At 30.0% G+C, this 20,876-nt stretch carries 19 protein-coding genes; all 19 read right to left on the bottom strand.

What is annotated here, in order from left to right:
* Nucleotides 1-413: 413 nt before the first annotated feature.
* On the bottom strand, nt 414-1,244 hold the full coding sequence (locus MUN68_RS09060; RefSeq protein WP_249997314.1) for a DUF4435 domain-containing protein: 831 nt from the start codon (nt 1,242-1,244) through the stop codon (nt 414-416).
* Entirely contained in the window at nt 1,237-2,520 is a 1,284-nt protein-coding gene (locus MUN68_RS09055; protein ID WP_249997315.1) for an AAA family ATPase, read from the bottom strand. Before MUN68_RS09055 ends, MUN68_RS09060 begins: the two co-directional genes overlap by 8 nt.
* Before the next feature lie 156 nt (nt 2,521-2,676).
* Nucleotides 2,677-3,657: a toll/interleukin-1 receptor domain-containing protein gene (locus tag MUN68_RS09050; RefSeq protein ID WP_249997316.1), complete on the bottom strand. Its 981-nt coding sequence runs from the start codon at nt 3,655-3,657 to the stop codon at nt 2,677-2,679.
* Between the two features lie 159 nt (nt 3,658-3,816).
* Complete coding sequence (locus MUN68_RS09045; protein ID WP_249997317.1) at nt 3,817-5,301, bottom strand: T9SS type A sorting domain-containing protein; 1,485 nt, start codon at nt 5,299-5,301, stop codon at nt 3,817-3,819.
* A 200-nt stretch (nt 5,302-5,501) separates the two neighbouring features.
* Complete coding sequence (locus tag MUN68_RS09040; protein WP_249997318.1) at nt 5,502-6,449, bottom strand: Kelch repeat-containing protein; 948 nt, start codon at nt 6,447-6,449, stop codon at nt 5,502-5,504.
* A 245-nt stretch (nt 6,450-6,694) separates the two neighbouring features.
* On the bottom strand, nt 6,695-7,258 hold the full coding sequence (locus tag MUN68_RS09035) for a hypothetical protein (protein WP_249997319.1): 564 nt from the start codon (nt 7,256-7,258) through the stop codon (nt 6,695-6,697).
* An 808-nt stretch (nt 7,259-8,066) separates the two neighbouring features.
* Nucleotides 8,067-8,675 carry a hypothetical protein gene (locus MUN68_RS09030; RefSeq protein ID WP_272792460.1) on the bottom strand — a complete coding sequence of 203 codons (609 nt, stop codon included), beginning with the start codon at nt 8,673-8,675 and terminating at the stop codon, nt 8,067-8,069.
* 292 nt (nt 8,676-8,967) lie between these two features.
* Nucleotides 8,968-9,273 carry a hypothetical protein gene (locus MUN68_RS09025; protein ID WP_249997321.1) on the bottom strand — a complete coding sequence of 102 codons (306 nt, stop codon included), beginning with the start codon at nt 9,271-9,273 and terminating at the stop codon, nt 8,968-8,970.
* Nucleotides 9,274-9,518: 245 nt separating this feature from the next.
* Entirely contained in the window at nt 9,519-10,157 is a 639-nt protein-coding gene (locus MUN68_RS09020; protein WP_249997322.1) for a hypothetical protein, read from the bottom strand.
* Between the two features lie 152 nt (nt 10,158-10,309).
* Entirely contained in the window at nt 10,310-11,221 is a 912-nt protein-coding gene (locus MUN68_RS09015) for a hypothetical protein (RefSeq protein WP_249997323.1), read from the bottom strand.
* Between the two features lie 232 nt (nt 11,222-11,453).
* Nucleotides 11,454-12,587: an alpha-L-fucosidase gene (locus MUN68_RS09010; RefSeq protein WP_249997324.1), complete on the bottom strand. Its 1,134-nt coding sequence runs from the start codon at nt 12,585-12,587 to the stop codon at nt 11,454-11,456.
* A gap of 211 nt (nt 12,588-12,798) precedes the next feature.
* Nucleotides 12,799-13,368, bottom strand: coding sequence for a hypothetical protein (locus MUN68_RS09005; protein WP_249997325.1), 570 nt, complete (start codon nt 13,366-13,368; stop codon nt 12,799-12,801).
* A gap of 151 nt (nt 13,369-13,519) precedes the next feature.
* Nucleotides 13,520-14,074: a CPCC family cysteine-rich protein gene (locus MUN68_RS09000; RefSeq protein WP_249997326.1), complete on the bottom strand. Its 555-nt coding sequence runs from the start codon at nt 14,072-14,074 to the stop codon at nt 13,520-13,522.
* Between the two features lie 205 nt (nt 14,075-14,279).
* Nucleotides 14,280-14,939, bottom strand: coding sequence for a hypothetical protein (locus MUN68_RS08995; protein WP_249997327.1), 660 nt, complete (start codon nt 14,937-14,939; stop codon nt 14,280-14,282).
* A gap of 754 nt (nt 14,940-15,693) precedes the next feature.
* The gene (locus MUN68_RS08990) at nt 15,694-16,275 is read right to left on the bottom strand and encodes a pentapeptide repeat-containing protein (protein ID WP_272792458.1); all 582 of its coding nucleotides are present in this window, start codon (nt 16,273-16,275) and stop codon (nt 15,694-15,696) included.
* 1,894 nt (nt 16,276-18,169) lie between these two features.
* A complete protein-coding gene (locus MUN68_RS08985; RefSeq protein ID WP_249997367.1) occupies nt 18,170-18,823 on the bottom strand; it encodes a hypothetical protein in 654 nt (217 codons plus the stop codon).
* A gap of 153 nt (nt 18,824-18,976) precedes the next feature.
* Nucleotides 18,977-20,065 (bottom strand): hypothetical protein, encoded by a 1,089-nt coding sequence (locus MUN68_RS08980; RefSeq protein WP_249997368.1) that lies wholly within the window; start codon nt 20,063-20,065, stop codon nt 18,977-18,979.
* A gap of 154 nt (nt 20,066-20,219) precedes the next feature.
* Nucleotides 20,220-20,522: a type II toxin-antitoxin system RelE/ParE family toxin gene (locus MUN68_RS08975; RefSeq protein WP_249997369.1), complete on the bottom strand. Its 303-nt coding sequence runs from the start codon at nt 20,520-20,522 to the stop codon at nt 20,220-20,222.
* Nucleotides 20,519-20,761: a type II toxin-antitoxin system ParD family antitoxin gene (locus MUN68_RS08970; RefSeq protein ID WP_249997370.1), complete on the bottom strand. Its 243-nt coding sequence runs from the start codon at nt 20,759-20,761 to the stop codon at nt 20,519-20,521. Before MUN68_RS08970 ends, MUN68_RS08975 begins: the two co-directional genes overlap by 4 nt.
* Between the last annotated feature and the right edge of the window lie 115 nt (nt 20,762-20,876).

The raw sequence follows: 20,876 nt of genomic DNA, 5'->3' as shown, positions 1-20,876 counted from the left end.
ATACAGAACGCTATCGATAATTTGGCTGACTTACGAAAAAACAATTTTAAATGATAAAACATATTATTCTAAAAATAAATTGTTTGCCATTTAAGTGATCAATTTTCTTGAGAGTTTTCTAGCTATAACTTAATAAGCAAAAACAAACCAAAAAGCGTTTAGTTCTCCAAAAAATGATAAAGCGAAAATCTTAAATGAGAAATTTGAGATTTTTGTATTAATAACAATAGTTCAAATAGAGTAGTACTGTTGAATTTTTGCACTATTGTTGTTAACGTGTTCGTGTATGGTTAGTTGTGTTGGCTAGGTCTAAATTAGTAAAAGAAAACGAACCGGAGGAAAATCCGCAGGATTTTCCGAGTACACACAGAACCAACAATTAATTATACACGTTGTTAGGCACAGTTATTTCACTAATTGTTTATTTTCTTAATTTCGTCAATAACTGTTTTTAAATCAATTCGATTTTCCCAATCTTCTTTACATTCAATTGTCAAGGTATATAGGAAGTCATTTGTTAGACTAATATTTTGTCCTGAATTTTTGCGAACTAGTTTTTTTATTAAATTAATTATTGCATGTGTTATAAAGTGGCCTTTAATATGGAACCAAAGTTCTTTTTCTGTCTGATTAACCAAATCTTCAACTATTTCAATTTCTTCTGTTGAAAAACTTGGTCGAACACTCTCAATAAATTTTTCTGTTTTCAAATTACAAATCTCAAATGATTTTTGCCCTTTTAAAAACTTATAACAGTTGTCTCCGAAAATACTAATTCCTTTTTGAAATTTATGATTAGCAATGTCTAATATTATTAAGTCGCGAACTGATGTTGAAAAATCTGCTAACCATTTATTATAATCGACTGAAATGTCAACTTTCTTTCTACAAAATTTTGAAATAGTATTTTCAATTTCATTATAGCTACGATACATTGAATTTTCAATTGAATAACCGTAAGTTCTTATGATTCTTGGATGTGTAACAATATTTTCTAAAAAATCATTATGGTCATTATCTGTTGCTACATAAAATTCCGCATTCGAATCGACTATGTTAGTTATATATTTTTCTAATTCTAAACTTCCTCCTACCTCTTCTATATGCGCTTCGACTTCTGCTAAATTGAATAAGTTGTCCCAAAAAAGAGGATCATCCTTACCTTCAACATAAACCGTGATTTTTTTGTTATAAAAAAGACCTTTAACTTCAAGGGCTTCTTTTGAATATTCTAAATCAGCCATTTATAATTTTTTCCATGTTAATTACGTTTTCTTTGAATTTACCAACTATTTCTGGAGAATGAGTCGCAACAATTACTTGAGAATTTGGATTAAGTTTTCTTATAGATGAAATTACTTTTCGTTGCCATTCAATATGAAGCGATAATTCTGGTTCATCTGCAATGAATAAAGTTTCTTGCCCTTTTTGTAACAAAGCCTCAGTTAATAATATAATAAGTTGCTTTTCACCAGAAGAAAGTTGTGAAATAGGAATATTCATATCATCTTTTATGACCGAAATGCCACCATTCTGACTATCTTGAAGTGAAAAATACTTTGTATCATGAAATTCGTTTAGCAGGTTTATAAAGTCATCAAGTCTTTTGAAAATCTTTTTTTTGCTTTCTTCTAATTCCTCAGATAATTGATTTATCCTTCTTGTTCTTCTAAGCAAGGTTAAAGGTGTTACATCATTAGGATAAATTGATTTTTCATTATCTTTTTGATATTCATTAATTGCTGTTGCTGCTTTTTTTATTGCATTTAAATGACTTTCAATTACTCCTTCTATATCATCATCTAAAATACCTAAGCCTCTAAAGGCGAGTCTCAAACCAATACCAATTTCCCTTAAATTTAATTTAATCGGTATATTCGTATTAACATAATCAAATTCTTCATTGAATAACATTGAACGTAAAACATCCTCTTGAAATTTTTTAGACAGTTTGCTATGCTCTGTCTCAAGTTGTAATTGATAAGTAGTTAAGTCACCAATTAATTCTTCCAACCTTGCGTCAATGATATTTGATATATCTTCACGTCTATTCTCTTTGAATTCATCTGATATGTCTCTATTTACAGATAAATAGGAAATATTTATTAATTTTTTTAAAGTATCTTTTATTTCTTGAATCTCTCTATAGAATTTTGGGTGTAAACGACCACTATTTCTTTTGTATAGATATTTTAATTCGCGATTTGCTATGATTGGAAGTGTGTATTTTTGAGTTCCAATTTTATATCGTATTTCTTTGAATTGTAAATTATCTGCAATTTTTAGAACTTCAATTTTTCTATTTTTATTTTTATTTTTTAGATTAATCGTAATTTTTTCAAATTGAAGAGAATGTAACATTTCTAAATCTACAGTTATTACTGCTTGAAGTAAATTTATAAACGTTGTTTTTCCAGTACCATTTCTCCCAATAAAAATATTTACATCTTCATGGAAATCTGATTTAATTGAGTGTTGTCCCCAAAAATTTTCTATTTCTACATCTTTAAGTTTAAACATAGTTTTTATTTTAATTGTGCCTAACGTGTTCGTGTTATGGCTAGTTGCGTTGGCTAGCTTAAAGATACTAAACTATCACAAACCAGAGGAAAATCCGTAGGATTTTCCGAGTACACACAGAACAAGCAATTGGTTATACACGTTGTTGTGCGCAGTTTATTCAGTTTTAATTTTATCAGTTAATGACTTAATAATATCAATTAAATTTTCAGAAAATTTTGGATCGTAAGTATCCGTATTTAATTCATAAAACGAAGACGACTTGTCAATATTCCAATTTTGAAAGATTTCATTTATCTCATTATAAGATGAAATTTTATCTCCATATGCTTTGATAAAAAATTCTCCGAAAGAAATAGCGTGTAATCTGTCAGCATTTCTAAGAGCTTCATGCATAAAAGATTTTCCTAGCGTAAATGTGTATTTAGAACAAGCTAATAATAATCCTATTATTATAATACTTTTTAAAAGTAACGTTACAATAGATATCCAAACTATATTAGGCGTAACCTCAATAGTATCTGTGATTTCTGAAACAGATTTCAATCCGTCTATTGCGAAAAATACTCCTGCAATTAAAGTTAAAAATCCAATAGTATAACATGAGTATGCTACAATTTTATTTTGGCTTTCTCTCTTTTTTAAAGCATCTGTAGCTATATTTATATAATCGGCAGCTTTCCTCTCTATAAACTCTCTTTTTTCCGTTTCTTTTTCTTCAACAGCTTCTTTTTTACCTATAAAACTCGAAATAGAAGTGTCTATTTTATCTATTGCTTCATCATAATTTTCGTCAGTAAGTCTAATACAATATAAATCCCTAATAAAATCTGGAATATCTATGTCTCCATAAATTACAGGAATTAGAAACTTTTTGTTTTCATTTTCATCGATGAAAGCTCTGGTTGTTCCAATTTCGCTTATAACATATTTTGAGTTTAGACTATTGTTTGTTATCAAAACAAGTAGTCCATCAGAACTTTTTAATTCACTTAATAATTCCTTCCTCCAATCCGAACCAACTTTCATAATGGTTTCATCCATTATTGTAGCATGACCTCTACTTTTCAGGTCTTCACCAATTTTCTTGATTAATTCAATATCTTGGTGTTGGTATGATAAATATATTTTGGCCATAATTTTATTTTAATTGCGCACAACGTTGTTGTGTATGGTTAGTTGCGTGGTTAAGCAACTAATTTAGTAAACAAATACGAACCAGAGAAAATTCCGAAGGAATTTTCCAAATAAGCACTTGCCAAAGCAATTAATTATACACGTTGTTGTGTGTAGTTTTTAATACAGAATTAATTTTTGAATTTTCTGCTTATTATTTTTTCCGATCACCTTAATTAAATAAACTCCTTTGTCAATACTAGATAAATTTAATGAAGGGCTAATACTATAATTAATATTTGCATAAACTAATTTTCCATTTAAATCATAGATTTCAAGTTTAACTTGTGATTCTGTTTTGATTTGGACTATTCCTTTAGAAGGGTTTGGGAAAAAGCTTATTTTTTCATTTAGTTCTTCGTCAGATAGACTTAATGCTTGTGTAGTTTCTAAAACATTTTTTAATTCTAATAAATACCCAAAATTTTCAACATATAATTTGCTGTAAACTTGTATGTCATTTGAGTAAACTTCTATACCAGCATAAGTTGGTTGGGGAGCATTGCCTTGATAATTTTTCCAACCAAGTCCATTTGAGTCTCTAAGATTTATGCTATAGCAGTCATCTACATTAGGTAATTGAATTTCATGTTCGATTGTTGTGTTTGCGTTTGGACCTCCACAATTATTGTTATTTGATGGACTTTCGTAAGGACCTCCATTGGCAACGATTTCTCCAGAACTGTTTACAATTTCCCATGACATATTTTGTGGACATATATAGGTTTGAACTTTTAATAGTAAATCGTTTGAGATTTCATTTGAAATATCAAAAGGTAAAGAAGCAGTTGAATAAATAGGATTAAAATTTGGTGTTCCATTAATACTTTCTATTTCTACAGTATATTCTGAAGTAGGGTTTAATTCTATTTCATTAAATTCTATAGTTTCTGTATGGAATTGAAAAATAAAACCTGAATAATTTTTTGTACTCACAATTTCTCCATTTTCTTTTAAATTTAGAACTGCTGATGTAATCATATTAGAACCATAATTTTTCAATTCGCTTTTGAACTCTCCAATGATGTCACAAAATCCGTTATTTGTATCAAGAACTCTTCCGAAATTTTCAACTCCAGATAGAGAATTGCAGTTATTGCTTAAAGTATTTAAATAACTTTGTGAACTCGCCATACCAATAGTGTTAATTGTTCCATCAGGACATATATATCTTATAGTAGGCGCAAAATTAATCTCATATAAATCATGTAAGTTATCATCAAGAACAATTGGAAATGGTGTTCCTTGAGTCCAATCTCCAAATGCAGGTGGATTTGAGACACCTTGCAAATCCGACAAGCTTGCCCAATTACTGTCTTCTATAAATAGTACTACAATTTCATTGGAACCAGGTAATCCGTAAGCATTATAAAAATCTTTTAAAGCTTCAGTTTCGTGATATTTCCAAGAAGGACCACAACCTACACTAGAAAACTCTATAATTACTGACTTACCATCGTTTAAATAATCAGACAAACTATGATCTATTCCATTAATATCTGTTATTGAAAAATCAGGAGCAATACTTCCGTTTGGAATTTGAGACCATATACTATTTGATGAAATCAATAAAGCATATAATAAGACGAATACAATTTTTTTCATAACATCAATTTCTTTAAAGATACAAAAAAAGCTAAATGGTTGCGTCAAAATTACACACAACGTGTTCGTGTATGGCTTGTTGCGTTGACAGGAACTAAGTTAACAAAAGAAACTGAACCATAGGAAATTCCGAAAGGAATTTCCTAGTACACACTACACTAGCAATTGGTTATACACGTTGTTGTGCATAGTACTTTTAATTAGAGTAGAGATGCCTTAACGACTCTAATTGTTACAATACTTGGCAGAGGAGTAGGTAAGTCGGCATAAGCTATATAAACATCATCATTAAGAATTGTTATTCCTCTTATTGTAATATTTGACATGTCTAAATTAGAAACGATGTCCGAAAAAGAATTAGTTAATGGGTCATATTCAGCGAGAAATGAGTTTGTCTGGTTTGAATTTTTATTTCCTGAAACTATTATTTTATCATTGTATAAATCAGTAAAGGATTCGTGTATTTGATATGGTGTTGTTTCTTGAGTCCAAATGTTAGTTACAAAGTCGTATATATTTATTTCGTTGAAACTATTACATTCTTGAATAATGAAATCTTCAAACGAATCACATTCTCTACCTCCAAATATGTGAATTTTATTGTTGTAAATTTCTCCGTCATTTTGATCTCTATAACCATATGGCATTGATGAAACATCGAAATCAAATGTATCTAAACTAGTGTCATAACTTATAATTTTATCATTTCCAGCAAAAATTAGTAATTCATCATTGAATGAAGTAGTTCTTAGGTATCTCAATTGAGTAAAGCCGTTTTCTACTGTAGTTATGTTATTTAAATTCAAATCATATTTATAAATATCATTCGATGAAACAGAATAAATTGAACCATTGAATATTTCAATTTGTCTACTTTCAGCAACATCAGGATGAGTTAAATCGTTTTGAGTTAATGTTGTCAAATTATATTTCAAAACATTTTCATTTAATCCATTGTCAGCTGAATAAGTAATAAAAAAAGAGTTTTCACTTGGACTACTTGTCAAATCTAATTCCAAAGTATCAACTTGGAATGTCATAACTTCTATAAAGTCTAAAGATGTTGTATTAAAATTCGACGGTTCATTATCGGAAGAACAAGAACTCAGAGAAATTATAAATAATAAAACTGCGAATAAGTTTTTCATACTATCTGGTTGATTTAGAATTCTTATTATAAACTACATAAATACCTTTTTATTATTTGCTTTTCAGTTAATTAATGTTAAATGTTTTATGGTTCGCGGTATTATGCACAACGTGTTTGTGTATGGCTTGTTGCGTTGGCGAGAACTAAGTTAGTAAAAGAAACCGAACCAATAGGAAATTCCGATAGGAATTTCCAAGTAGGCTATAACCAAGCAATTGGTTATACACGTTGTTGTGTTTTGTTTTATAATTCTATTAGTTTGTTGAATATATCGAAATGATGTTTTTCCGTTCTTAATTCAACCGTTAACTTATCATTATTAAACTCAATTGCAAATATCTCCTTTGATAAAAACAGGCTTTTCAATACATTATTAATTTCTGCAAAAAGCTTTATTGAGTGACCGTTTGAGTAAATAATATAATCATTCGATAGCTCAAGTTTGGATAAGTTTTTATTGAACAAGAGTTTTATAAAATCAAGTCTTTCTCTCTTTCTGATTTTAAATTTTGAGTTATGATTTCCAGGAATTTTTGTTGACCATTCAGCTAAGACAAGTAAACATTGCTTTTTTGAAGAAATAAATAAATTTCCAGTGGAAGAGAATGTCGACTTTTTATACAATAAATCCCAATTTTTAGGATTAGAGATTTTGCCATAAATGATATACGACCAAGCATTGTATTTCCCTTTTACTTTGCCGTTTTTGGTACTGATGAAACTTTCAAATTCTGAACAAAAGTCTTGATTAGCCTTATAAAAAGGAGAAGTTAATTCTTCTGGATCAGCATCTGATTTGATTTTCATTAAATTGGATTGATTAATTATAGGTAATGAGAATCAATAAATTGTTACAAAAGTTTCTTTTTAAAATTGAACACAACGGTTTTGTGTATGATTAGTTACGGAAAAGGACGTAAGTCATTTTCCGATTAGCAGCTAAGTTAATTAATTATTGTGAATTTCCGATTGGAAATTCCGCAGTAATTAATTATACACGTTGTTAGCAACTGTAGTGCAGAACAAATCATTGGTGAATCACTGAACTAACTATATAGCTCACAGCAACCGAAAGAGAATGCTATAACTAACATTAGCTGATACTCCCAAGAAACCGTTGATTTGGCAAAAGAGAAAAGTCCATAATAGCATTTAGGTTGCACCACAGGAATACTAACGAACACCTTTTTTGGATTTTAGAACGATACAGAACGCAAGCGATAATTCGGCTGACTTACGAAAAAACAATTTTAAATGATAAAGCATATTATTCTAAAAATAAATTGTTTGCCATTTAAGTGATCAATTTTCATGAGAGTTTCCTTGCAATAACTTAATAAATAAAACCAGACCATAAAAGCGTTTAGTTCTCCAAAAAATGATAAAGCGAAAATCTTAAATGAGAAATTTGAGATTTTTGTATTAATAACAATAGTTCAAATAGAGTAGTACTGTTGAATTTTTGCACTATTGTTGTTAACGGTTTTGTGTATGGTTAGTTGCGTGTTTAAGCAACTAATTTAGCAAATAAAACACAGATAGAATATTCCGCAGGAATATTCGTAAGTAGGCTAGAACTAGCAATTAATTATACACGTTGTTGTACCACGTATTTTTAATTCTTATTATTCTTTCTTAATTCAGCCATTTTCTCTAAATAAGCTTCCCATTTTTTATTAAAATCTTCCATTCCGTTTGGTTTAAGGAAAATAACTGCATTTAATGTTTGTTCAGAAATTGTTTTTTCCATAATCCTAATTGGCCACTTGGTTTTTATGTCATTTGGTAGTTTAAATTGATTTTCACTTATTTTTCCAATAATTGAGTTCGAATAGTAGACTTTATTTTCATTGAGTAGCTTAAATCTTATTTCAGTTTCAAAATTCCCATTATAGGCAATTGATTCCGTTTTTATAATTCCGTTTGGTTCAAGCTTATTTGATAAATAACTATTTCCACAAGAAGCGTATTGCCAGTATTCAACTGGTTTCCATTTTTCACTTGTGTCTTTAGCTTCCTGTATTAAATATAAGCTCCAATCTTGTTTAGAAATTTTTATCGAATCAGAAGATTTGTTTAATATATAAATCGAATATTGATTTTCTTTTACTTTTTCTAATATGAGATTGATTTCATTTTCGCTTTTGACTTGATTTTCTATTTTAGTCTTAAATTCAGTGGATGGAACAAAATCTTGTTCAATTTTGTTTTTGTTAGACTTCATTTCAAATGTCTGAGCATTTACCTCAAAAGTAAGAAGTATGATTAAAATTCCAATTATCAATGTCAGATTGCGGTTTTTCATATATGTGGTACAACGTGTTTGTGTTATGGCTAGTTGCGTTGGCAGGAACTAAGTTAACAAAATAAACCGAACCATTAGGAAAATCCGTAGGATTTTCCGAGTAAACACAAGACCAGCAATTAGTTATACACGTTGTTGTGTGTAGTTTTATTAATTCAGTCATTTCGATTTTTTTAATAGAAGTAATCTTTTCTAAATATAAAACCAGCATCTATCTATTGTAATTTACTAAAATATAATCGTAATAATCATTTGTAACCATCAAACTATCTTTAGTTAGTTTGACTAATTTATATTCATAACCATTTAATTTAATCTTATTTTTTGATAAAACTTCATAAGAGTTCGAATATAATTCATCTCCGTTTTTTGATAAATTTAAATTTCCATCCTCCAATCGATAATCAGTATATTTTCCATTAATTTCAAATTTCCAAATAATTCTAGTTTTTGCTATTTCGACATTTCGATCATTTATTGAATTTATTATCCAATATTTAGAAGATTTATTTGTCAATAAATCCTTTATTGTATAATTACTATTTGATTGACAACAATTGGTCAAAAAAAATAATATTGCAATTAGTATAAGAATTAATTTTCTCACGTTTTTTTTAATTACACACAACGTGTTTGTGTATGGCTTGTTGCGTTGGCGAGAACTAAGTTAACAAAAGAAACCGAACCAGAGGAAATTCCGTAGGAATTTCCAAGTAGGCTAGAACCAAGCAATTGGTTATACACGTTGTTGTAGTGCGTTTTTTATTTCCAAAATTCCCACCAATTTCCTTTTTCAACAGCTTTGTTTTTCTCTTTGTAATTATTCTTTTCTAAATCACTTCTGTTGTCTATATATTCTAATTTTCCGAACTCATTCGTTTCTCCGATTAGCTTTATTTTTCCGTTTTCGATCCAGTTTAAAACTTTCTCAATTTCTACAATAATATCTGGATAGCATTTGTTTATTAAAGTTTGTTTTTGTTTTTCAGTCAGTTCGTCAAAAGTTTCAGCTTTGTAATAACTATATGGACATTCTAAAGTCAAACCATAATCGAATGCTAAATTGTCCATAAAATCATAACCTTTACAATAAAGAGAATAAAAATTCCGTATTGATTTTGAGTGATTTTCAGTTCGGTTTTTTGCGTTTAATAAATCTTTCGTGATTTTCCACTTTTCAACGTCGCTTTGACTTATTTGATTTTCAATAAGTTTTTTTAATTCAGGATGTGCATTTTTTTGCTTGTAGTTGAAAGAAAGAAGTTCGTAATAGAAATTCGTATTTAAATTTTCTTTTAGTTCAGTTGATTCATAAACCCACTTTTCAAAATTCGGCAGAAGTTCTTTTTCTAACCAAACTTTAAATAATTCTTCTTGTATGTTTATTGAAATTTCGTTCATTCCTCAAATGCACTACAACGGTTTTGTGTATGGCTGGTTGCGTTGGCTGGAACTAAGTTAACAAAAGAAAACGAACCAGAGGAAATTCCGTTAGGAATTTCCAAGTAGGCTAGAACCAAGCAATTGGTTATACACGTTGTTGTAAAACGTTATTATTTCAGACCTTTAATTGTTTCTTTCAAATCTTTAATTTCAGACCTTTCTTCATTAATTTTCTTGATTACAAATTCAAGTAATTTTAATATTTTCTCTGCTTTTTCTAAACACTCTTTTTCGGTCAAAGAATGAAGTCCTTCTGATGTTTGATTATATAATAGTTTAATAGGATTATCTCCAAGAACTTTCAATGAGTTTGGAAGGTGTTGAAAAATGTTATCGTAAATTGTACTTACTTTCGGATTTTCATTGTGCTTATCCAATAGTATTTGAATTTCAGCAGTATGTGAGTCAGGTAATAATTTTATGCTCTCAACTATATGTATTAATTCTTTTTCGATTATTCTTCTAAAATAAGCAAACGAACCAATTCCGAAATTTTTGTCGATAGCGTTTATTCCTTTAAAATACCATTGGTTAGTTTCTCGGTCAAAGTAATTAGTTATTACTTTATTCGGGATTCTTTTAATTTCTGGAAATGCACCAACTTTTTGAGCGTAGATATTAGTATTTGGATGTTGCTCTGTATTCTGTTTATGGAATGCAATGTTGTCTACATTATCGATAATATTTGAAATAGGTTTATCTGAAAAAACATTCAAGTCTAAATAAATGTGATAATTATTGCAGGATTTGCATTTTCCAATTGCGGTAAACGTAAAGTTTAGTTTTCCATCAATGAAATGGTCATCGTGTATTAAATCGGCTCTTTGACTTCCAAAATAATCCTTTCTTGCCTCATCTAAATCTAATTCAAATGTTTTTTTTGCTTGTTCATTCTCACACCAATATTCAAATGTTCTACCAACAAAATCAATTGGGTCAGTGAAATCTTGATTACCAATATAGTAGTCTTCTAAAAGCGTGTAAACTTTATAAAGTCCGTAGTTAGTTAGAAATTTCTCCATTCAGTTTTAATGTTTTACAACGGTTTTGTGTATGATTTCGTTGCGTGTTTCAGCAACTAATTTAGCAAATACAAACCGAATAGAAAATCCGAGAGGATTTTCGTAAGTAGGCGAGTACTAGCAATGAATTATACACGGTGTTGTGTGGCGTTATTTTCATGTTTTTGTTATTCCGTCAATATCTATAATTTTATTTTTTCATTAAAAGGTAGAATAATTTTCTTGTAATCTTCTACCCTTTTTGTAAACGCTTTCCAACTTCCTTGAGTGTTTTTATATCATCTGCATGTACTGAGCCGTCAGGGAGTAGTCCTGTGTTTAATAAAAGGTTTGCATTCTTTTGTTCAGCGTCTTTTAAAATTTTCATTACGTTATCAGGGGTTTTGTGTCCTTTATCATCACTCTTTGCATAACCCCAAGAATATGGCTGTAATGTATCACATAATTCAAGAGGTACATTTGATACTCCCTTAAAATGACGCTCTGGAGCTTTAAAATCTTCCGTACCTAATAAACCTTGCTTATATGATACTAATACTTGAGGTTGTAAGGAATGTATATGATCGTATAGTTCTTGACACTTAAACATTTCTTTATTATTATTCCCTTTTCCTTTATTAGGTACTCCAATTCCATCAAGCCAGATTCCAGCTATAGGTCCGTAATTTGTTAAGAGTTCCGTAATTTGATTTTTCATGAAGTCAACATATATTTGAAGATTATGTTCTTCTCCATATTTATATGATTTTTCTTTGATTTCATATTTTGGACGTGCTGCTCCTCCCCAACCTTCATTGTTCGGAGCGTGTGGATGTCTCCAATCTCTTCCGTGAGAATAATAAAGAAACAAAGCCAATCCTTTTTTCTGACATTGTTCTGAAAGTTCTGCAACCAAGTCTCGTTTTGCTGGGCTATTTACACTATTAAACTCTGTGTATAATGTATCAAAAAGGCAAAAGCTATCATGGTGTCGTGTAGTAAGATTAATGTATTTCATTCCAGCCTCCAGTGCCATATCTGTAATAAAGTCTGCATCAAAATTTTCAGCTGTAAATTTTGACGTCAATTTCTCATATTCTTTTACGTGTATTTTTCCACGATGTTGTATCCATTCTGAAGGTTTAGAATTTTTCCCTTGCCAAACACCTTCTAATAGACTATACAATCCATAATGTATGAACAATCCAAATTTTGCGTTTTTAAAAAACTCTAATGCTGCTTTTCGAGGATTTTCTAAATACAATTGCTCATAGCCTTTTAGATACGAAGGGACATTCTGATTGCTACTTGAAGCGAATAATAAAGGGGAAACAAAAGCTGATGATAAACCTAAGCCCATTAATTTAATAAAGTCTCTTTTTTCCATATTTAATATGTTTCCTTGTCTGTTTTTTGAATTAAATTATTGATTACAGTTTACATTTTTTTTTAATGACACACAACGTGTTTGTGTATGGCTTGTTGCGTTGGCAGGAACTAAGTTAGCAAAAAGAAACGAACTAGTAGGAAAATCCGCAGGATTTTCCGAGTACACACAAACCAAGCAATTGGTTATACACGTTGTTAGCCACCGTTTTTTATTCAAAATAAAGTTCTCCTTCGAAGAATTCTTTTGCGAAATCTAAATCAATTAGTTCAATTTGTTCAATTTCGAAATCAGGCAGTTCAATTCCTCTTGAAGCACAGTCCCAACATTTCGTTTGCAATTTCTGTGGAACGTGGATTATTAAACCATCGAAAGGTGTTCTGTCAATCCAATCAGTATCCAAGTTATATCCTAAACTATTGTCCTTTTTTAATGCGTCTTTAACTGAACTTCCAATTCCAACTCCAATATCTAATTTACCTTTGTATCCTTTACCACAAATTATAGAGCTTAATTTTCCACTAAACAAATCTATATCAAATTGAATTTCGTTATTTTTTGTATTAATACTTAAGTAAAAGTAGTTTTCGTCAAGTTTAAAATTCAATCCGTTTTTTATTTCTTTTTCAAAATATGAGTAAGTCCAATTCTGTTCAAAGTCCTTAATATTTTGATTAAAGTTAAAACCTCCAAGTCCAAAATTTGGTTTTATTTCTGCCAATAAATCAGGTTTTAAAAACTCAATATTTTCGATATTTTCAATTCTTTTTCGGGCTTTCATTTAAATGGTGGCTAACGGTTTTGTGTATGGTTAGTTGCGTGTTTCAGCAACTAATTTAGTAAACAAAAACGAACGCGAGAAAATTCCGAAGGAATTTTCCAAATAAGTAACGACCAAAGCAATTAATTATACACGTTGTTGCCACACGTTTTTATTCCACTTTATATTTCGGATTTCTAACGTCGGCTTTATGTACTTTATTCACGTTTTTAATCATATCTCTTTCGCAAGCTCCAAATTCCGAAAAATTCCGTTTGGCTTGGTTTAATGAAACTCTATTTGCTCCACCTTCATAATCTGGTTCAGACGATTGAATTGGGTCATCTTTCCAATAACAAGTCGTACATATTAGATATGTTCCGTTTAGTTTGTCATTCAGCGTGTTATATCCGCAACATTCACAATAGAATTTTCCGTTCGATTGTGACCTTTGAAATTCAACAATTTCAATTAATTCCTTATCCGAGTATTTTTTCAGAACACCTGCGATTTGGTTTTCAGTATAATTGTCGGAAAAGAAAAGCCGGTAACTTTCATAATGCGTTTGTGACTTTTCAGGATTTATATCTTGATAATATTCGTAATCGATATCACATTCCTCACGCAAATAATCTTCAATAATATCTTTCAATTCCCACGTGTCAATATCAAGTACAAGCTGTCCTTTAATTTTATGTAATTTAATATGTGGTTTGTTGATTTTCAATGTTTTTCTCAAATGTGTGGCAACGGTTTTGTGTATGGCTGGTTGCGTTGGTGAGAACTAAGTTAGCAAAAGAAACCGAACCAGAGGAAATTCCGTAGGAATTTCCAAGTAAACACAGACCAAGCAATTGGTTATACACGTTGTTAGCAAACGTTTTATTTAACTTTGGTTTATATTATTATTTTAATTAGGCTGTAGAAAATAATTATTCTAAACAATAATCATTATAATAGTATACCATTTCTTTCGCTGTGGATTTTCTAAATTCTCCGTTGTCTATTTTGCTTACTAAAACTTCACAATCTGAAAAGTAATCTTTAGCTTTTTTTCTAAAATTACCAGTCAATGCAAAAGGGAATTCATCTTGAGCTTTTTGTACATATATCTTTGAAGTTTTGTATTCACCGTAAGCAATATTCATATACTCATTATCGAAAATTTCATTAATAGGATGAGGGTTGTATTTAGGATTATTAAGATTATTAGAGTAATAATTAGGATTAGGATTAGGATTAGGATTTGGGTTTTGTGTTACATAGTGAGTTTTAGTGTCAGAAAACAATTTTGTTTCTTCGTCAACTATAACTTCTAACAAAAGAGGAGGTCTATTGGGTTTTAATTTTACATATTGAAATTCTATACTCATTTCAAAACCATAAAAAATAATTTTTTTGACCATTAGTTCGGTCCAAACATCAGGTTTATCATCTAAAGATACTCTAAACATGATTCTGTCAAAATCGCCTATCATTCCGTAGCCAATGATTGAAGTACCATCATTAAAAAATAATTCAGCGTCTGTGTTTTGTGAAATTACTTTCACTGAAGAAAAAAACATCAAAATTAGTAGAATTAATATTTTCATTTTTGTAATGTTTGCTAACGGTTTTGTGTATGATTAGTTACGGAAAAGGACGTAAGTCATTTTCCGATTAGCAGCTAAGTTAATTAATTATTGTGAATTTCCGATTGGAAATTCCGCAGTAATTAATTATACACGTTGTTGGCAACTGTAGCGACACATTAGAGTAATCACATTCAGATTAGAGTGTTGGATCAGGAGTAAGTTTTCATACATGTATGATAGATTTTTCTAATAAAAGAAAATTGTACCAAATTAGATTAAAGCTCCTCTTAAAATAAAGAATTTGAGTGATCATCTTTTTACATTTGAGTGATTATTTCCGCAAGCTTTCTCAAACTCAAATAAAAATTTTCTCAGAATAGTTTTTTAGTGAATGTGCCTTAACCTCAAAAAAAAAATCGCGAAAAGAAAACCAGGCTTTTTTTCGCTACAATGAGTTTTAGATTTTGAGTAAGCTTTCAACTTTAAGAGTAAGAGTGGCAATAGTTCCGAAGTTGTAATTATAGTAACTCTGTATCACTTGGAGTTACAATTTCGGAGCTATTGTTACCAACGGTTTTGTGTATGATTAGTTACGGAAAAGGGCGTAAGTCATTTTCCGATTAGCAGCTAAGTTAATTAATTACTGCGGAATTTCCAATCGGAAATTCACAATAATTAATTATACACGTTGTTATGTGCTGGCATTATTTTATCAGAGTTCAAATTGTCCGTTTCTATATTTTCAGTAATTAGCACTATTCTCGATTGTATTCTAAAAGCTGGGTTCTATTTTGATATTATATTTTGTTAAAAGGCCAACTACCGTTTCTAAAGTAAATTTAGCTCCTTTAATTTGGTTATTTTCTGGGTCAATTGAAAAGTTGTAAGAACTTCTAAAATCAGCATTTTGCAAGTTTGTGTTTTTGAATATTGCATTTTGTAAGTCACAATCATCAAAAACGGATAAACTCAAATCACACTCCGTAAAATCAACTTCCTGAAGTTTGGTTTTCTGAAATGAAAATTTTGAAAGTTTCCGTTTGAAAAATGACGAATGATTTAATTGGCATTTGTCAACTTTTATTAAAAATCCAAAGTCGTTACATTTATCGAATTGTAAACCTAACATTTTACAATCTTTAAAAAGTACATTTTGAAATCCTGTTTGTAAAATATGAGCTGAACTTAAATTACAGTCATAAAATTCGCAGTCTATAAACCTAATTTTCGACAAATCAGAATTCGAGAAATTACAATTTAAAAAAGAACATAATTCATATTCGCCTTTTTCAAGTCCATTTTCCGAAAAGTCCTTTTTTTTAAATGTTTTTTCTTCTATAAACTGTTCATTCATTTAATCTCGATGTTTCTTTCCGCTTGCACATAACGGTTTTGTGTATGATTAGTTACGGAAAATGGCGTAAGTCATTTTCCGATTAGCAGCTAAGTTAATTAATTATTGTGAATTTCCGATTGGAAATTCCGCAGTAATTAATTATACACGTTGTTAGCAACTGTAGTGCAGAACAAGTCATTGGTGAATCACTGAACTAGCTATATAGCTCACAGCAACCGAAAGAGAATGCTATAACTAACATTAGCTGATACTCCCAAGAAACCGTTGATTTGGCAAAAGTGAAACGTCCATAATAGCATTTAGGTTGCACCACAGGAATAATAACGAACACCTTTTTTGGATTTTAGAACGATACAGAACGCTAGCGATAATTTGGCTGACTTACGAAAAAAACAATTTTAAATGAACGAAGATATTATCTTAAAAATAAATTGTTTACCATTGAAGTAAGAAATTATCTTGAGAGTTTTCTAGCTATAACTTAATAAACAAAAACAAACCAAAAAGCGTTTAGTTCTCCAAAAAATGATAAACGAAAATCTTGAAAGAGAAATTTTGAGATTTTTGTATTAATAACAATAGTTCAAATAGAGTAGTGCTGTTGAATTTTTGCACTATTGTTGTTAACGGTTTTGTGTATGGCTTGTTGCGTTGGCGAGAACTAAGTTAGCAAAAGAAACCGAACCATTAGGAAATTCCGATAGGAATTTCCGAGTACACACAAACTAAGCAATTGGTTATACACGTTGTTGGCAACTGTAGCGACACATCTGAGTAATCACATTCAGATTAGAGTGTTGAAGCAGGAGTAAGTTTTCATAGATGTATGATAGATTTTTCTAATAAAAGAAAATTGTACCAAATTAGATTAAAGCTCCTCTTTAAAATAAAGAATTTGAGAGCTCATCTTTTTACGTTTGAGTGATTATTTCCGCAAGCTTTCTCAAACTCAAATAAAAATTTTCTCAGAATAGTTTTTTAGTTAATGTGTCTTAACTTCAAAAAAAAATCGCGAAAAGAAAACCAGGCTTTTTTTCGCTACAATGAGTTTTAGAGTTTGAGTAAGCTTTCAACTTTAAGAGTAAGAGTGGCAATAGTTCCGAAGTTGTAATTATAGTAACTCTGTATCACTTGGAGTTACAATTTCGAAGCTATTGTTACCAACGGTTTTGTGTATGATTAGTTACGGAAAAGGACGTAAGTCATTTTCCGATTATTAGCTAATATAATTAATTATTGTGAATTTCCGATTGGAAATTCCGCAGTAATTAATTATACACGTTGTTAGCAACTGTAGTGCAGAACAAATCATTGGTGAATCACAGAACTAGCTATATATCTCACAACAACCGAAAGAGAATGCTATAACTAACATTAGCTGATACTCCCAAGAAACCGTTGATTTGGCAAAAGAGAAAAGTCCATAATAGCATTTAGGTTGCACCACAGGAATAATAACGAACACCTTTTTTGGATTTTAGAACGATACAGAACGCAAGCGATAATTCGACTGACTTACAAAAAAACAATTTTAAATGATCGAAGATATTATCTTAAAAATAAATTTTTTACCATTGAAGTAAGAAATTATCTTGAGAGTTTTCTAGCTATAACTTAATAAACAAAAACAAACCAAAAAGCGTTTAGTTCTCCAAAAAATGATAAACGAAAATCTTAAATGAGAAATTAGAGATTTTTGTATTTACAACAATAGTTCAAATAGAGTAGTGCTGTTGAATTTTTGCACTATTGTTGTTAACGTGTTCGTGTATGGCTTGTTGCGTTGGCAAGAACTAAGTTAGTAAAAGAAAACGAACCAGTAGGAAATTCCGATAGGAATTTCCAAGTAGGCTAGAACCAAGCAATTGGTTATACACGTTGTTGCCTCCAGTTATTTTATTTCGACAACTTTTTCAATCGGTTCATTTTCATAATCAAATTCGACAGTTTTCATTTGGTGAATTGGACTGTCAATTCCTAAAATTAAATTACCACTAAATGACCTTAAATCTAAAACTCGAAATTTTTTCTTGTATTTAGTCAGCGTTTGCTTTTTTAAATCTACAATTCCAATTCTTTGAAATGTTCCACCAAAAAAGGATTTGTTCCAAATCGGAATTGCAGTTTTCTGTCCACTTCTTGTCCAAATTGCTGGTCCACCACAATTGTTGTCTATTAAAATACTTTTATGCTCATTTATTTTTATTCGACAAATTCCACGTAAAGGTGCTCCCATTCCGATTTCGTTCAGGTCAGAGTATTCCAAAACTGCTTTTTCTTCATTATTCAGACCATTTGAGTTTTCATTCGGAAAATCCCAAGCGTTTGGATATTTCAATGAATCTATTGAATAGCCAATTATTCGGCTTATTGAAAGTTCGTCAAATTTTAAAGCTTGTAAAATTGTTCTTGCTAAATATTTGTCTTTCTTTTTTGCTTTGTCAAATGTGTGCATTAATCCACTTGCAAAAAGACGTTCATTTCCCGTCATTCCGCCAATTCCAATAACGCTGTTTGCTTTTTCGTAAATTTCTTCTTTCGTCATTTCTCTAATTGGTGGCAACGTGTTCGTGTATGGCTTGTTGCGTTGGCAGGAACTAAGTTAGCAAAAGAAAACGAACCAGTAGGAAAATCCGCAGGATTTTCCGAGTACACACAAACTAGCAATTGGTTATACACGTTGTTGCCAGTAGTACTTTTAATCGCGATTAAACTCATTAAATTCAACAATAGAGCTGATTGCTAGAATAACATCATCTTGATCAGATTTTTTATTCCATCCTTTTTGAGCTAACTCAGCTCTTACTTCACTTTCATTTTTGTCTTTTTGAAAAAGAAAAATTGTGTATTCTATAACTTGCTCAGGGATTTTTTTTATCGAGTATTTCATCAAACTTGTTGAGATTATAAAAATTGAAATGAAATAGGGAATTACTAATTGTAAAACCCAAATAATAAGAAATCCAATCCAACTTGTATTAAATGTACTAATTATAAAACCTTTGTTAAGTAAATATTTATGGAACTCTATAAAACTTAAATCCGATATGTTGTTTTTTGAAATTATTAAATAATATTGAAAATAATGATTTACTAAAAAAATAATAAAGATAAAAGTAATAGCCATAATTCTTACCTTGTTATAATCCATAATATTTGATTTCTTCAAAATTTCGCTTAATAAATAACCAAAAAGAAAACCAATTCCAACTTCAGTCAAAAAAATATAATAAGTAAATTCAAGGGATAAGAAACCAACCAATGATCCAATTGCTATAGCTATTATTAAACCTCCAATTATTGCAATTTGAATATTAGGCTTTGCACTTATTTTGGGTTTAGGCAGTTCATTAGGAATTTCGTAATCGTCCCAGTTATTTTGCTTTCTATATTCATTTTCTAATTCTACTAGCTTCCCATTTGCTTGATAATCTTGTTCTAATTTTTTGAACAGAGCAATAAAAAGTCCTGTTCGCTTAGAGTTTTTACCAAAATCCCAAAAACCACCTTCTAAAGATTTACTATTAATTTCTATACGATTAGAATTAATTTTATTAATAGTAAGTTTTCCAACTAATTTGCTAAAATCACCTTTACATTTGGCTTCAACAGACTTTTCGTCATGATACACAATTGACCATTCTAGCTTTTCGAGAACTTCAATTATCAATGGAATTATTTGAGTTTCATTAATTCCTGTTTTAAAAGATTCCGAATATTCTGGAATATATTTGAAGCTATGTTTTCTTTTAATAGTATTTCGTAGATTTTCGTATTCTATATCCATTTCGGTATTACTGGCAACGTGTTTGTGTATGGCTTGTTGCGTTGGCTAGAACTAAGTTAGTAAAAGAAATCGAACCAATAGGAAAATCCGATAGGATTTTCCGAATACACACAAACCAAGCAATTGGTTATACACGTTGTTGTGTGTTGTTTTTTTATTTAAACCTCTTTTTTATATCCATTCTCTGATTTAGAATTCTTACGATTTCAACAATTTCATTGTCAACTTTTCTATAGAAAATAAGATGAGATTTTATTTTAGTAACTCGATAGTTTTTTCGAGTTTGTTCTGCTGATTTTCCAATCAAATAATTGTCTGTTATAAATTCAATTTCTCCGATTATTAAATCGTAATATCTATCAGCTTGTTTTTTAGACCACTTATGAAAAGTATAAAGCCAAATATCATTTAAATCATCTATCGCTTGTTTACTTATTCGGTATTTATTTTTACTCATAAGTGTTGGCGATGTAATTCAGTCAGATTTTGTTTTGGGTCAAAGTTTTCTACAAATCCATTTTTTTCTCCAATTTTTAAAGCTTTAATTAGTTCTCTTTCTTTTTTTTCTTCTCTTTCTAATAGTCGTAGAGCTGAACGTATTACTTCACTAACAGAACCATATCTGCCAGACTTTACTTCATCTTTGATGAAATCTTCAAAGTGATTTCCGAGTGATATTGATGTGTTTTTTCCCATTTTGAAATATATTTATTCAAATATACCAAATCTTGGTAACGTAGACAAATTCTCAAATTACACACAACGGTTTTGTGTATGGCTTGTTGCGTTGGCTATGACTAAGTTAGCAAAA

The organism is Psychroserpens ponticola (genome assembly GCF_023556315.2).
Classification (GTDB): Bacteria; Bacteroidota; Bacteroidia; order Flavobacteriales; family Flavobacteriaceae; genus Psychroserpens; species Psychroserpens ponticola.
The sequence above is the reverse complement of the archived record's forward strand: the minus strand, read 5'-3'. Positions and strand labels throughout refer to the sequence as shown.

Excerpts from the sequence above, each read along its gene's own strand:
- MUN68_RS09060 (WP_249997314.1), bottom strand. The coding sequence starts at position 1,244 with ATGGCTGATTTAGAATATTCAAAAGAAGCCCTTGAAGTTAAAGGTCTT.
- MUN68_RS09055 (WP_249997315.1), bottom strand. The coding sequence starts at position 2,520 with ATGTTTAAACTTAAAGATGTAGAAATAGAAAATTTTTGGGGACAACAC.
- MUN68_RS09050 (WP_249997316.1), bottom strand. The coding sequence starts at position 3,657 with ATGGCCAAAATATATTTATCATACCAACACCAAGATATTGAATTAATC.
- MUN68_RS09045 (WP_249997317.1), bottom strand. The coding sequence starts at position 5,301 with ATGAAAAAAATTGTATTCGTCTTATTATATGCTTTATTGATTTCATCA.
- MUN68_RS09040 (WP_249997318.1), bottom strand. The coding sequence starts at position 6,449 with ATGAAAAACTTATTCGCAGTTTTATTATTTATAATTTCTCTGAGTTCT.
- MUN68_RS09035 (WP_249997319.1), bottom strand. The coding sequence starts at position 7,258 with ATGAAAATCAAATCAGATGCTGATCCAGAAGAATTAACTTCTCCTTTT.
- MUN68_RS09030 (WP_272792460.1), bottom strand. The coding sequence starts at position 8,675 with ATGAAGTCTAACAAAAACAAAATTGAACAAGATTTTGTTCCATCCACT.
- MUN68_RS09020 (WP_249997322.1), bottom strand. The coding sequence starts at position 10,157 with ATGAACGAAATTTCAATAAACATACAAGAAGAATTATTTAAAGTTTGG.
- MUN68_RS09015 (WP_249997323.1), bottom strand. The coding sequence starts at position 11,221 with ATGGAGAAATTTCTAACTAACTACGGACTTTATAAAGTTTACACGCTT.
- MUN68_RS09010 (WP_249997324.1), bottom strand. The coding sequence starts at position 12,587 with ATGGAAAAAAGAGACTTTATTAAATTAATGGGCTTAGGTTTATCATCA.
- MUN68_RS09005 (WP_249997325.1), bottom strand. The coding sequence starts at position 13,368 with ATGAAAGCCCGAAAAAGAATTGAAAATATCGAAAATATTGAGTTTTTA.
- MUN68_RS08995 (WP_249997327.1), bottom strand. The coding sequence starts at position 14,939 with ATGAAAATATTAATTCTACTAATTTTGATGTTTTTTTCTTCAGTGAAA.
- MUN68_RS08990 (WP_272792458.1), bottom strand. The coding sequence starts at position 16,275 with ATGAATGAACAGTTTATAGAAGAAAAAACATTTAAAAAAAAGGACTTT.
- MUN68_RS08985 (WP_249997367.1), bottom strand. The coding sequence starts at position 18,823 with ATGACGAAAGAAGAAATTTACGAAAAAGCAAACAGCGTTATTGGAATT.
- MUN68_RS08980 (WP_249997368.1), bottom strand. The coding sequence starts at position 20,065 with ATGGATATAGAATACGAAAATCTACGAAATACTATTAAAAGAAAACAT.
- MUN68_RS08975 (WP_249997369.1), bottom strand. The coding sequence starts at position 20,522 with ATGAGTAAAAATAAATACCGAATAAGTAAACAAGCGATAGATGATTTA.
- MUN68_RS08970 (WP_249997370.1), bottom strand. The coding sequence starts at position 20,761 with ATGGGAAAAAACACATCAATATCACTCGGAAATCACTTTGAAGATTTC.